This window comes from Variovorax ureilyticus (genome assembly GCF_050632185.1).
Taxonomy (GTDB): domain Bacteria; phylum Pseudomonadota; class Gammaproteobacteria; order Burkholderiales; family Burkholderiaceae_C; genus Variovorax; species Variovorax ureilyticus_A.
In genome coordinates, this window is record NZ_CP192579.1 from 1,906,550 (window position 1) to 1,919,518 (window position 12,969).

The following is a 12,969-nucleotide window of genomic DNA, read 5'->3' on the forward strand; positions in this document are numbered from 1 at the left end:
TTGAGGAGTTCGAAATGTTGAAACGTACGATTTATTCGCTGGCCATCGTGGCGCTCATCGCAGGCTGTTCGTCGGGCACGAAGCTCAACGAAGCGCCGGTGACGGATCGCGGCGGCCAAGGCTCGGGTGGGGCGGCCAGCGGCGTCGCTCCGGTCACGATCGATCCGAACGCACAGACCGCGCAGGGTCCGGTCGGCGTGGCACGGATCATCTATTTCGACTTCGACAGCTACACCGTCAAGCCTGAATTCCAGTCGCTGATCGACGGCCACGCCCGCTTCCTGAAGGCGAATCCGCAGCGTCGCATCTCGATCGAAGGCCATACCGACGAACGAGGCGGCCGTGAATACAACCTCGCGCTCGGCCAGAAGCGCTCCGAGGCCGTTCGCCGTGCGCTGGTGCTGCTCGGCGTGTCGGACAACCAGATCGAGGCTGTGAGCTTCGGCAAGGAAAAGCCGGCCGTGCAGGGCACGGGTGAGGAAGTCTGGGCGCAGAACCGCCGCGCCGAGATCACCTACCGTTGATGATGCGCGGGGCTCTCTTGCGAGGCGCTGCCCTTGCAGCCGCATTGCTGTGCGTCTCCCTCGGCGCGCAGGCCGCGCTGTTCGAAGACGACGAGGCGCGGCGGGCGATTCTGGATCTGCGACAGCGGGTCGAAACGATCCGCACGCAAAGCGCCGAGGAAAACGCGCAGCTGCGCCGCAGCCTGCTCGATCTGCAGAACCAGATCGAGCAGATGCGTGGCGACCTGGCCCGCATGACCGGACAGAACGAGCAGCTCACGAAGTCGCTCTCGGAGATGCAGCAGCGTCAGACCGAGGTCGACAACCAGCTCAAAAAGAACGAGCCCTCGAAGGTCGCGATCGACGGTCGCGAATTCAATGCCGATCCGCGCGAGAAGGCCGACTTCGATGCGGCGCTGGGCATCTTCCGCGCCGGGCAGTTCGCGCAAGCGCAAACCGCCTTCGCCGATTTCGTGAAGCGTTATCCGCAGAGCGGCTACAACGCTTCGGCGCTGTTCTGGCTTGGCAATGCGCAGTACGCGACCCGCAACTACAACGAGGCCATCGCGAACTTCCCGCTCGATGCTTTCGCTGGCGCCCGACCATGCGAAAGCGCCGGAGGCTGTGCTGTCGATCGCGAACTGCCAGATCGAGTTGAAGGACACGAAGGCGGCGCGGCGCACGCTCGAAGACCTGACGAAGGCCTATCCGCAGTCCGAAGCCGCGCAGGCCGGGCGCGAGCGGCTTTCGCGGCTGCGCTGAGCGTGGCCGCTCGTCGCGCCCGATCATGATGCCGGCCGTCGATGCGGACGATGCGGATCTGGCCCGCCGCTTCGGTGGGCTGGAGCGCCTTTACGGCGTCTCGGGCGCGGCGGCGATCCACGCCTCGCACGTCATGGTTGCCGGCATCGGCGGCGTCGGTTCGTGGGCCGCGGAGGCGCTCGCGCGCAGCGGGGTGGGGCGGCTGACGCTGATCGACCTCGACCACATCGCCGAATCCAACATCAACCGCCAGATCCACGCGCTCGATGCAACGGTCGGGCAGGCCAAGGTCGAAGCGATGCGGGAGCGCATCGCACAGATCAACCCATCGTGCGAGGTGCTGGCGATCGACGAGTTCGTCGAGCCGGACAACTGGCAGGCCTTGCTCGCCAAGGCGCGCGAAGCGAACGGAGAGCCGACTGCGGTCATCGATGCCTGCGACCAGGTGCGGGCCAAGGTGGCGATGGCAGCGTGGGCTCGCGCAACCAAGGCGGGCTTCATCACGGCGGGCGCAGCGGGCGGCAAGCGACTGGCGCACAAGGTCGACATCGACGACCTTTCGCTGGTGACGCATGACCCCTTGCTCGCGCAGTTGCGTCAACGCCTGCGCAAGGAGCACGGAGCCCCGCGCGAAGGTCGCAAGATCGGCATCACCTGCGTCTTCAGCCGAGAGAGCGTGGCGCCACCCGATGCGTCGTGCGTGGTCGAAGGCGACGGGTCGCTCAACTGTCACGGCTACGGGTCCGTCGTGAGCGTGACGGCGACTTTCGGTCAATGTGCAGCGGGCTGGGTTCTGGACCGGATTGCCCGAAACGCCACGTTATAATTTCTGGCTTTGCCGAATTCGAAGCCGGCAAAGGCGCCTGAACAGGTAGGGGACGTTAGCTCAGTTGGTAGAGCAGCGGACTTTTAATCCGTTGGTCACTGGTTCGAATCCAGTACGTCCTACCAGTCAAGCCGCATGCAACAAGAAAAGCCTGCTATTGATGAATCGATAGCAGGCTTTTTTTGGCACGTGCCCCGGTCTACGAAGACGAGCCGGGTGCCGGTGGATTGTCCGGTTGCGGCTTGGACGGCGGTGGCGGCGCGCTCGGTGCAGGCGCGCGCCGCTTGCAGATCATGCGGCCGGTCTGCCGGTCCCAGTTGCAGGATCTGTTCGACGAGGCCGCCGCAGCGATCTCGGGCGCCAACAAGGCGAAGCAGGCGAAGGCGATGAAGGGGAGGTATTGTTTCACGCGGCCAGCTTACACCGTGATCGCAACCTGCCCAAGTTCGGGTCTGTCCTGAATCTCGCGCATATCTCGGGCGTTGGCCGCTTCACCAGGTCGAGCGCTTGCCCCGCAGGGACTTGGCCCGCTGTCGGCCAATAAAAGAAAGGCCGCTGAAAGCGGCCTTGGGTCGTCAGTTACGCCGATGCGTCGTCGTCGTATATCGATGGCTGTCGGGAGCTCGAAATGCTGGAAACGAGCCCGACCGCGCTGGCGCGGATCAGTTCCTGACGAAGCGCGGCCTCGAGCAGGCGGCGCGCAGTGTCCGGCCTGTCGTGATCGTATTCCTCGTCGAGTTCGCAATGCAGGTAGTAGTCGACCCGAGCCATCAACCGCTCTACCGACGCTGCAAGATCTGTCTCATTCATCTTCCGCTCCTCCGTGTACATCGCGGAAAAACTTGCTTGAGCTGTAGTCCACTTGCTATTTTGCGATAAGAAATTTCTCGCGAATGCTCGGATTATCCCCCGTTCGTTCAGTTGCGTAATTTTCACTGTCGTGCTAGTCCAACAGCCCAGTATGGATAAATGGCTCAGTCGCCTTGGCGCAGCCTCAGCCGGTGCCATGCGCCGCCGAGCCGCGGCCTGCGCCGGGGTTCGGGACGCGGCTCGGCTTCGGCGATCGGCGAGGGGGAGGTGGCGGACGGATTGGGCCACCTGCACGCACTCCTTGATGTGTAGTTCGCCGAGCGCGCGCAGCGCAGCGTAGCTCAGCGTGGCCGAAACGGCCTGCCCGACGATCGGGACGTACTTTGCCGCCTGCTGCGCGGTCAGCTTGACGCCAGCATGGCGCGCGAGCTTGATCAGCAATTCGCGTGTCACCAGCCTGCCGACCAACAGCGCGCCGACGGCGGCTGCGGCTTTCTGGATGCGCTCCCGGTCATAAGGGGCGAGCCGGTCGAGCTGGGTGACGGATAGGCCGAACTCGGCGCTGATCTGCGGGATGACCCGCGATAGCAAGGTGGCGTCGGCCGCCCAGTCGATGCCCGGCACCGGGACCGCGCCGACCGCAGCCGCCATCAGCGCCTTGCGGCCGAGCAGTCGCCGGCTGCGGCGGATGGCGGCAATCAGCTCGGGATCGCCCTGGGCAAGTTCGACGGCGGACGGCATGTCCGCACCTTATCAGACTCAGACAAGCGCTTCGAGTTGATCGGACAGATCCAGCCAGCGCTCCTCGAGCTGTTCGATTTCGTCGTTCAGCGCCTTCAGGCGCTTGCCGGCTTCGGCGATCTCGGCTGCGGGGAGTGCCTGCGCGAGACGTGTCTCGATCGCGGCCTTTTCTGCGGCGGCATCCGCCAGCCGCTGGTCGACCTGGGCCAGTTCGCGCCTGAGTGGCTTGACGCGCTCGTTGCGCTGCAGGCGTTCCTGCGCGTCCTGGCGGCGCTGGTTCTTTGCAGGCGCGGGCGTCTCTTGTGCGGCGGGTTCGGGTTCGGCCACGGTTGCCGCCATCGCCAGCTTGGCTTCCTCGCGCAGGCGCCGGGATTCCTCCAGCAGGTAACGCTGGTAGTCGTCCAGGTCGCCGTCGAAGTCACTGACCGCGCCACGGCCCACCAGCCAGAACTCGTCGCACACCGAACGCAGCAGAGCCCGGTCGTGGCTGACCAGCATGAGCGTGCCTTCGAATTCGTTGAGTGCCACGGCCAGCGCCTCGCGGGTCGCGAGATCGAGGTGGTTGGTCGGCTCGTCGAGCAGCAGCAGGTTGGGACGCTGCCAGACCATCATCGCGAGCACCAGCCGGGCCTTCTCGCCGCCGCTCATGGTGCCGACTGGCTGCTTCACCATGTCGCCGCTGAAGTTGAAGCTGCCGAGAAACCCGCGCAGGTCCTGTTCGCCGGTGCGTTCCCTGGTTGCCGCGCCGAGTTCGCGCGCAAGGCGGACCATGTGTTCGAGCGGTGTGTCCTGTGGCCGGAGCACATCGAGCTCCTGCTGTGCGAAGTAGCCGATAGAGAGGCCCTTGCCCTCGGTGATCGAGCCGGCCAGCGCGCCCATTTCATGCGCGATCGTCTTGACCAGCGTCGACTTGCCCTGGCCGTTGGCGCCGAGGATGCCGATGCGTTGTCCGGCCAGCACCGACCGGTTCACGCCACGCAGGATGATCTTGGGCGGCTCGCTGTCAGACTGGTAGCCGAAGCTCGCGTCGCTGATCGTCAGCATCGGGTTCGGGATGTTGCCCGGCTCCTTGAACTCGAACGTGAAATCGGCTTCCGCCAGCAGCGGCGCGACCTTTTCCATGCGTTCGAGGGCCTTGACCCGGCTTTGCGCCTGCTTGGCCTTGCTGGCCTTGGCCTTGAAGCGGTCGATGAATTTCTGCAGGTGGGCGATCTTGTCCTGCTGCTTGGCGTAGGCGGCCTGCTGGAGCTCCATCTGCTGGGCGCGCAGCGTCTCGAAGGCGCTGTAGTTGCCGCCGTAGCGGGTCAGGCGCGCATGCTCGATGTGCAGCGTCACCTCGGTCACGGCGTCGAGGAACTCGCGGTCGTGGCTGATCACGATCATCGTGCCGACGTACCGCTGCAGCCAGCTTTCGAGCCACACGAGCGCGTCCAGGTCCAGGTGGTTGGTGGGCTCGTCCAGCAGGAGCAAGTCACTCGGGCACATCAGCGCGCGCGCAAGCTGCAGGCGCATGCGCCACCCGCCCGAGAAGCTGTTGACGGGCTGGTCGAGCTCATGCGGCTTGAAGCCCAGGCCGAGGATCAGCGCCTGCGCGCGGGGAACGGCGTCGTGCTCGCCGGCGTCGGCAAGGTCGGTGTAGGCGTGGGCGAGGGCCATGCCCAGTTCCGCATCGTCGGGATTGGCCGCATGCCCGGCTTCGGCGGCCGCAAGCACCTCGCGGAGTTCGACCAGTCGCGTATCGCCGGCCACGACGAAGTCAGTGGCCGATTCTGCGGTTTCGGGCATGTTCTGCGCGACCTGCGCCATGCGCCAGCTCTTCGGCATCGAGAAATCGCCGCCGTCTTCATGGAGCGTGCCGTTGAAGAGCGCGAACAAGGTCGACTTGCCCGCGCCGTTGCGCCCCACCAGCCCGACCTTTTCTCCAGGGTTGATGGTGACGCTGGCGCCGTCGAGCAGCACTTTGGCGCTGCGGCGCAGGATGACGTTCTTGAGGGTGATCATGGGTTTGCCCGCCACACCGGCGGACCAGGGAATTTCTACAGCAGGGACTCGCGGGTGATCAGCAACACCTGATCCTCGCCCGCGCTCGTCGGGAGCCACACCACTTCGAGCCTCGGAAAGGCGGCCTCGAAATGCGCGCGCTCGTTGCCGATCTCAAGGACCAGCACGGCGGATTCGGTCATCCGCGCAGGTGCATCGGCGAGCAGCCGGCGGATGAAATCCATGCCGTCGACACCGCCCGCAAGGGCCAGCTCGGGTTCGGCGCAGTATTCGGCCGGCAGTTCGCCCATGCTCTGCGCGTTCACGTAGGGTGGATTGCAGAGAATGAGATCGTAGGGTCCGCGAACGGCGGCCAGACCATCGGACTGAAGCAGCGTGATCCGGGTATCGAGCTGGTGGCGCGTGACATTGATCGCGGCGACTTCGAGCGCCTCGGTCGAGATGTCCGCCGCATCGACGGAGATCTCCGGATAGGTCATCGCGGCCAACACCGCGAGGCTGCCGTTGCCGGTGCACAGGTCGAGCACACGGCGCGTCCGGTCGCTCAGCCACGGGTCGATGGACCCGTCGGCCAGCAGTTCGGCGATGAAGCTGCGCGGCACGATCGCGCGTTCGTCGACGTAGAACGGAACGCCTTGGAGCCACGCTTCCTTCGTCAGGTAGGCCGCGGGCTTGCGCGTCTGGATGCGCTGGTCGAAAAGCGCGGCGACGCGCGCAGCATCCGCGGGTGCCACCGGGCGCTCCGCGACGCCGTCGAGCTCGTCCAGCGGCAAGCCCAGCCGCCAGAGCACGAGCCAGGCCGCTTCGTCGAAGGCGTTGGTCGTGCCGTGGCCGAACGAAACGCCCGCTTCGGCCAGTTGCTTCGCACCCGCCTCGATGAGTTGAATCACCGTGCTCATACGTGCAGCAGCGCTTCGAGCTTGTCCAGCGTGCGGCGATAGATGTTCTTGAGCGGATCGATTTCCGCGACCGCGATGTGTTCGTCGATCTTGTGGATGCTGGCGTTGGTCGGGCCGAGTTCCACGACCTGCTCGCAGATCCTGGCGATGAAACGCGCGTCGCTGGTGCCGCCGCTGGTCGAAAGCTCGGTCTCGATACCGGTTTCGTCGCGGACCGCCTGCTGCACGGCTTCGACCAGTTCGGCCGGCGTGGTCAGGAACGGCAGACCGCCGACGGTCCAGGCGATCGTGTAGTCGAGCCCGTGCGCGTCGAGCACCTGATGAACGCGCTGCTGCAGCGACTCCGGCGTCGACTCGGTCGAGAAGCGGAAATTGAAGTCGATGAACGCCGCACCCGGAATCACGTTGCTCGCGCCGGTGCCCGCGTGGATGTTGCTGATCTGCCAGCTCGTCGGCTGGAAGTACGCATTGCCTGCATCCCAGGCGCCCGCGTCGTTGATCGCGACCAGTTCGGCCAGCGCAGGCGCGAATGAATGCACCGGATTCTTCGCGAGGTGTGGATAGGCGATGTGGCCCTGCACGCCCTTGACGGTGAGCTTGCCGCTCATGGTGCCGCGGCGGCCGTTCTTGATCATGTCGCCGCAGCGCTCCACCGCGGTCGGCTCACCGACGATGCAGTAGTCGATGCGTTCACCGCGGGCGGCGAGCGTGTTGCAGACCACCACCGTGCCGTCGACGGCGGGCCCTTCCTCGTCGCTGGTGAGCAGCAGGGCAAGCGAAAGGCGCGGATCGGGCGTGGCTGCGAGGAATTCCTCGATGGCGACGACGAAGGCCGCGAGCGAGGTCTTCATGTCGCAGGCGCCGCGGCCGTAGAGCTTGCCGTCCCGGTGTGTAGGGGTGAAGGGATGGCTGGTCCATTGTTCGAGCGGACCGGTCGGGACCACGTCGGTGTGGCCGGCGAAGGCGATCGTCCGGCCTTCGGCGCCGGCCGCACCGGCGCGCACCGCCCAGAGGTTCGTCACCCGGAAATCCGCCGGGCCGCTTTCGATGATCTCGAGCTTGAAGCCCAGCCGCGCCAGTCGCTCCCCAAGAATCCCCTGGCACCCTGCATCGTCAGGGGTGACCGAGGGACGTGAAATCAGTTGTTCGGCAAGCTGGAGCGTTCGTGACATCGAAAGGGCAGGTGGCTCACAGACGCACGTCGAGCGTGATGTCCGTGAAGGTGGGTTCCTCGATCTGTTCGAGGAAGGAGCGTTCTTCGTTCTGCGGGGCTGGCGCCTTGCGGTTCTGCAGGCGCCACATCAGGTTGGTCGGCGAATCGGCTTGCGACAGGCCTTCCTCGCGGGTGACCAGATTTTCGGTGATCAGGCGCGCGATGTCTTCCTCGAAGGTCTGCGACCCTTCGGCCATGGATTGCTCCATGGCTTCCTTGACCGCGGTGAAGTCGCCCTTGCCGATGTGCTCGGCGATCAGCGCGGTGTTGAGCATCACCTCGAGTGCCGGCACGCGCGCGCCGTTGGGGGTGCGCAGCAGGCGCTGCGCGACGATCGCGCGCAGCGCGCCGCTGAGGTCGCCGAGCAGCGTGGGACGCACCTCCACCGGGTAGAAGCTCAGGATGCGGTTCAGCGCGCGGTAGCTGTTGTTCGCGTGCAGCGTGGCCACGCACAGATGGCCCGACTGGGCATAGGCGATCGCCGCCGTCATGGTCTCGCGGTCGCGGATTTCGCCGATCTGGATCACGTCGGGCGCCTGGCGCAGCGCATTCTTCAGCGCGATCTGGAGCGACTGCGTGTCGCTGCCCACGTCGCGCTGGTTCACCAGCGACTTCTTGTTGATGAAGGTGAACTCGATCGGCTCCTCGACCGTCAGGATGTGGCCGGAAGCGTTCTCATTGCGAAAGTCGAGCATCGACGCGAGCGTGGTGCTCTTGCCCGCGCCGGTGGAGCCCACCATGAGGATGAGCCCGCGCTTCTCCATGATGAGCGTCTTCAGGATCTCGGGTAGGTTCAGGTCGTCGAAGGCCGGGATGACCGAAGCGATGTGCCGCACCACCACTGCGTAGCTGCCGCGCTGGCGCATCGCGCTGATGCGGAAGTTGCCGGCGCCCTCGAGTGCGATCGCCATGTTGAGCTCGCCTGTGCGCTCCAGTTCGGCGATGCGGCCTTCATGCACCACTTCGGCGAGCAGGCTCAAGGGTGCTTCGGGGGCAGCACCTGCGCGTTGATCGGCATGCAATTGCCGTTGATGCGGATCTGCGCCGGGGCGTTGGCCGATAGGTAGATGTCGGAGGCCTTGCGTTCGGCCATCAGGCGAAGAATCCGCTCCATCGTGTTCATCGGCTCACTCCTCAAAATTTATGGCTCGCCCCCAGGCTTGCCCACTTCGTGTGGCCGCCACCCCCTACCGGGGGCGCTGCCGGCGGCCCGGCAAAGCCGGTTCCGCAGCAGCCCTGAAGAGGCAATGGCGGCAGGTGTCATCAATCGCGCAGCAACTCGTTCAGCGAAGTCTTGGCGCGGGTTTGCGCGTCGACACGCTTCACGATGATGGCGGCGTACAGGCTGTACCTGCCGTTGTCCTTGGGCAGCGTGCCGCTGATCACAACCGATCCGGCCGGCACCCGGCCATAGGTGACTTCACCGGTGGCGCGGTCGTAGATCGGGGTGCTTTGGCCGATGTAGACGCCCATCGACAGCACCGAGTTTTCCTCGATGACCACGCCTTCGACCACTTCGGAGCGCGCGCCGATGAAGCAGTTGTCCTCGATGATGGTCGGGCCCGCCTGCAGCGGCTCGAGCACGCCGCCGATGCCCACGCCGCCGGAGAGGTGCACGTTGGCGCCGATCTGAGCACAGGAGCCGACGGTGGCCCAGGTGTCGACCATGGTGTTTTCGCCGACATAGGCGCCGATGTTCACGTAGGAGGGCATCAGCACCGCGCCCTTGGCGATGTAGCTGCCGCGGCGCGCGACGGCCGGGGGCACGACGCGCACGCCTGCGTCCTTCAGTTCGCCTGCGGACAGGTGCGAGAACTTGGTCGGCACCTTGTCGTAGAAGCCCAGCGAGCCGGCCTGCATCTGCTCGTTGTCCTTCAGGCGGAACGACAGCAGCACGGCCTTCTTGATCCACTGGTGCACGGTCCACTGGCCGACGGCTTCGCGGGTGGCAACGCGCAGCTTGCCGTTGTTGAGCTCGGCGATCACATGCTCGACGGCGTCGCGCACTTCCTTCGAAGCGCTGGTGGAGGAGATGTTGGCGCGGTCTTCCCACGCTGCGTCGATGGTCTGCTGGAGTTGTTGGGTCATGGAAGAACTCGGTTCTGGATGAATTGGACGATGCGTTGCGCGGCTTCGGTGCACTCGGCGGTGTCGGCGACCAGCGCCATCCGGATGCGCCCGCGGCCCGGATTGCTGCCGGCCACGTCGCGGGCGAGATAGCTGCCGGGCAGCACCGTCACATTGTATTGAGCGTAGAGCTCGCGGGCGAAGGCCTGATCGTCGCCCTGCCACGCGGAGGGAACCCCGGCCCAGAGGTAGAAGCTCGCGTCGGGCAGGCGGACGTCGAGAACGGGCTCCAGCATCGGGGTGACAGCCGCGAACTTGGCGCGGTACTGCGCGCGGTTCTCGATGACATGCGCCTCGTCGTTCCACGCCGAGATGCTCGCCGCCGCGACGGTGCCGCTCATCGCGCTGCCGTGGTAGGTGCGGTAGAGCAGGAAGGCCTTGATGATCGATGCATCGCCCGCCACGAAGCCACTGCGCAGCCCGGGCACGTTGCTGCGCTTGGAGAGCGAGGTGAGCGCGATCAGGTTGCGGAAGTCGCTTCGGCCGAGCTTGGCCGCCGCCTCGAGCCCGCCCAGCGGCGGCTCGTCGCGGAAGTAGATCTCGCTGTAGCACTCGTCCGCCGCGATCACGAAGCCGTGGCGGTCGGACAGCGCGAAGAGCTTCTTCCATTCGTCCAGCGGCATCACCGCGCCGGTCGGATTGCCCGGCGAGCAGACGAACACGAGTTGCGTGCGTGCCCAGACCTCATCCGGCACGCTGTCCCAGTCCACCGCGAAATTGCGCGACGGCACGCTCGGCACGTAGTACGGCTCGGCGCCCGAGAGGAAGGCCGCGCCTTCATAGATTTGATAGAACGGATTGGGCGACATCACCACGGGCGCCTTGGGTCCGAGCGATTTGCTCGAATCGACCACCGTCTGCGCCAGCGCGAAGAGCGCTTCGCGCGATCCGTTGACCGGCAGCACCTGCGTCGCGGGATCGAGGCTCAATCCATAGCGCCTCTGCAGCCAGCCGGTGAAGGACTGGCGCAGCTTCAGATCGCCCGCCGTGGCGGGATAGACGGCCAGCGCGCCGAGGCTGCCGGACAGCGCCTCCTTGATGAAGCCGGGCGTCGGGTGCTTGGGCTCGCCGATGCCCAGGCTGATCGGGGTGTATTGCGGGTTCGGCGTGACGCCCGCGAAGAGTTGTCGCAGCCGCTCGAAGGGGTAGGGCTGCAGTTTGGCGAGCAAGGGATTCATGGGGCGGAATTATCGCGGCCGAGCCCTCGCACCGCCGCCGTGCGCCGGGCCTGCGCCGAGAGGATCAGCGAGTCGTACGCGGCCGGATCGGCCTGGCGCAGCTTCTCGAGCGCGGCGCTCGCGGCATCGGCCAGTTCGGCGCGGCTCTTTTCCTTGACGGACTCGATCGCGAGGTAGGCGGCCTCGAGCTCGCGCAACGAGGCAGCCGCCTTGGCGGGCGCGACCGCGTCGGAGCCTTTCGCGGCAAGCAGGACTTCGGTGATCCAGCCCAGTTGACGTCCGTAGCTGGCGACTTCGAACGCCTTCTTCTCAAGCAGGCCGTTGCCCGCCTGCTGGGGAATTCCGGCGAAGAACCAGTTCGTGTCCGGCTCGATCTGCTGAGCCACGCTGCCGCTGAAGGGGAGATGAAACACCGGAGACCAGAACCAGAGCCACGGAAACATCGTCTTCTCCTCGTCGGTAGGGCCTTGGGGATCGGTCAGAGCTTCTTGACCAGCACCTGGCTCTTGCGGTCCCAGTTGTACTTGCGCTTGCGCGCTTCGGGGAGCCAGTCGGGATTGACCTGCTGGAAGCCGCGCTTGAGGAACCAGTGCATGGTGCGCGTGGTGAGCACGAAGATGCTCTCCAGCCCCTGCGCCTTGGCGCGATGCTCGATGCGCTTCAGGATGCGCTCGCCGTCGCCCTGTGCCTGCGACTGGGGCGACACCGTGAGCGCCGCCATTTCCGCGGTCTTGGCTTCGGGATAGGGATAGAGCGCGGCGCAGCCGAAGATCACGCCGTCGTGCTCGATCACGGTGTACTGGTCGATGTCGCGCTCGATCTCGGTGCGGCTGCGCTTGACCAGCGTGCCGTCGCGCTCGAAGGGTTCGATGAGCTGGATGATGCCGCCGATGTCATCGGCCGTGGCTTCGCGCAGCGATTCGAGCTTCTCGTCGATGACCATCGTCCCGATGCCGTCGTGCACGTAGATTTCGAGCAGCAGCGACCCATCGACGCTGAAGGGAATGATGTGGTTGCGCTCGACGCCGGCTTCGCACGCCTTCACGCAGTGCTGGAGGTAGAACGCCGTGTCGGTCGGTCGTTGGGCCGGTGCCAGGGATGCGAGGAGTTTTTCGCCGCGTCGAGCGGCAGTTCGGTGTCGATCGGGTTGTCGTCGCTGACCGGCCGGCTCGCATCCTGTGCAATGCCGGGGACTTCGGTCAGGAAGATCAGCTTGTCCGCCTGGATCGAGATCGCCACGCTGGTCGCGACTTCTTCCATGGTGAGGTTGAAGGCCTCGCCGGTGGGTGAGAAGCCGAAGGGCGACATCAGCACCATCGAGCCGAAGTCGAGTGCGCGCCGGATGCCGACCGCGTCGACCTTGCGCACCAGCCCCGAGTGCTGGAAATCGATGCCGTCGACCACGCCGACCGGCCGCGCGGTGATGAAGTTGCCGGACATCATCCGCACCGTGGAGCCGGCCATCGGCGTGTTCGGCAGGCCCTGGCTGAACGCGGCTTCGATCTCGTAGCGCAGCTGGCCGGCGGCTTCCTGGGCGCAATCCAGCGCGACTTCGTCGGTGATGCGCATGCCGTGCGAATACTTCGCCTCGTGGCCCTTGGCGCGCAACTGCTCGTTCACCTGCGGGCGAAAGCCGTGGACCAGCACCACTTTGACGCCCATGCTCTGGATCAGCGCAAGGTCCTGCGCGATGCTTTGCAGCTTGCCCGCCGCGATCGCCTCGCCGGCCATGGCGACCACGAAGGTCTTGCCGCGATGCATGTGGATGTACGGCGCCACCGAGCGGAACCAGGGGACGAAGGTGAAATTGAAGACGGTGGACATTGGCGGGGGTAGGGGTGGAGGGAGGCCGGTCGCAAGATAATTGCGGATTTTCCCCGAACTGCCCGCCTTGTCTTCGCCCTCACTT

The 12,969-nt window shown here is 65.7% G+C and carries 9 protein-coding genes, 1 tRNA gene and 4 pseudogenes; 5 read left to right on the top strand and 9 right to left on the bottom strand.

Features of this window, described 5'->3' with window-relative positions; genetic code table 11:
* The first annotated feature begins 14 nt into the window (after positions 1–14).
* From pal to ACQ858_RS09460, 5 genes and pseudogenes are all read left to right on the top strand, one after another.
* Positions 15–524, top strand: coding sequence for a peptidoglycan-associated lipoprotein Pal (pal, locus tag ACQ858_RS09440; RefSeq protein ID WP_431276434.1), 510 nt, complete (start codon positions 15–17; stop codon positions 522–524).
* Positions 525–526: 2 nt separating this feature from the next.
* Positions 527–1,265, top strand: a pseudogene (ybgF, locus tag ACQ858_RS09445) (tol-pal system protein YbgF).
* A 25-nt stretch (positions 1,266–1,290) separates the two neighbouring features.
* On the top strand, positions 1,291–2,091 hold the full coding sequence (locus tag ACQ858_RS09450; RefSeq protein ID WP_431276435.1) for a tRNA threonylcarbamoyladenosine dehydratase: 801 nt from the start codon (positions 1,291–1,293) through the stop codon (positions 2,089–2,091).
* 49 nt (positions 2,092–2,140) lie between these two features.
* Positions 2,141–2,216, top strand: a tRNA-Lys gene (locus ACQ858_RS09455).
* 117 nt (positions 2,217–2,333) lie between these two features.
* On the top strand, positions 2,334–2,552 hold the full coding sequence (locus tag ACQ858_RS09460; protein ID WP_431276436.1) for a hypothetical protein: 219 nt from the start codon (positions 2,334–2,336) through the stop codon (positions 2,550–2,552).
* Positions 2,553–3,162: 610 nt separating this feature from the next.
* Here the strand turns inward: ACQ858_RS09460 and ACQ858_RS09465 are convergent.
* From ACQ858_RS09465 to argA, 9 genes and pseudogenes are all read right to left on the bottom strand, one after another.
* Positions 3,163–3,642 (bottom strand): annotated as a pseudogene (locus ACQ858_RS09465) (hypothetical protein); the annotation flags it as partial.
* An 18-nt stretch (positions 3,643–3,660) separates the two neighbouring features.
* Positions 3,661–5,643, bottom strand: a complete 1,983-nt coding sequence (locus ACQ858_RS09470; protein WP_431276437.1) for an ABC-F family ATP-binding cassette domain-containing protein — start codon at positions 5,641–5,643, stop codon at positions 3,661–3,663.
* A 35-nt stretch (positions 5,644–5,678) separates the two neighbouring features.
* Positions 5,679–6,542: a 50S ribosomal protein L3 N(5)-glutamine methyltransferase gene (prmB, locus tag ACQ858_RS09475; protein ID WP_431276438.1), complete on the bottom strand. Its 864-nt coding sequence runs from the start codon at positions 6,540–6,542 to the stop codon at positions 5,679–5,681.
* A complete protein-coding gene (gene dapE / locus ACQ858_RS09480; protein ID WP_431276439.1) occupies positions 6,539–7,714 on the bottom strand; it encodes a succinyl-diaminopimelate desuccinylase in 1,176 nt (391 codons plus the stop codon). The genes prmB and dapE overlap by 4 nt, the downstream gene beginning before the upstream one ends.
* 16 nt (positions 7,715–7,730) lie before the next feature.
* Positions 7,731–8,878 (bottom strand): annotated as a pseudogene (locus tag ACQ858_RS09485) (PilT/PilU family type 4a pilus ATPase).
* Between the two features lie 140 nt (positions 8,879–9,018).
* On the bottom strand, positions 9,019–9,843 hold the full coding sequence (dapD, locus tag ACQ858_RS09490; protein ID WP_431276440.1) for a 2,3,4,5-tetrahydropyridine-2,6-dicarboxylate N-succinyltransferase: 825 nt from the start codon (positions 9,841–9,843) through the stop codon (positions 9,019–9,021).
* Complete coding sequence (gene dapC, locus ACQ858_RS09495) at positions 9,840–11,060, bottom strand: succinyldiaminopimelate transaminase (protein WP_431276441.1); 1,221 nt, start codon at positions 11,058–11,060, stop codon at positions 9,840–9,842. Before dapC ends, dapD begins: the two co-directional genes overlap by 4 nt.
* A complete protein-coding gene (locus ACQ858_RS09500; protein ID WP_431276442.1) occupies positions 11,057–11,503 on the bottom strand; it encodes a hypothetical protein in 447 nt (148 codons plus the stop codon). The genes dapC and ACQ858_RS09500 overlap by 4 nt, the downstream gene beginning before the upstream one ends.
* A 35-nt stretch (positions 11,504–11,538) precedes the next feature.
* A pseudogene (argA, locus tag ACQ858_RS09505) lies at positions 11,539–12,884 on the bottom strand (amino-acid N-acetyltransferase).
* Positions 12,885–12,969 lie beyond the last annotated feature (85 nt).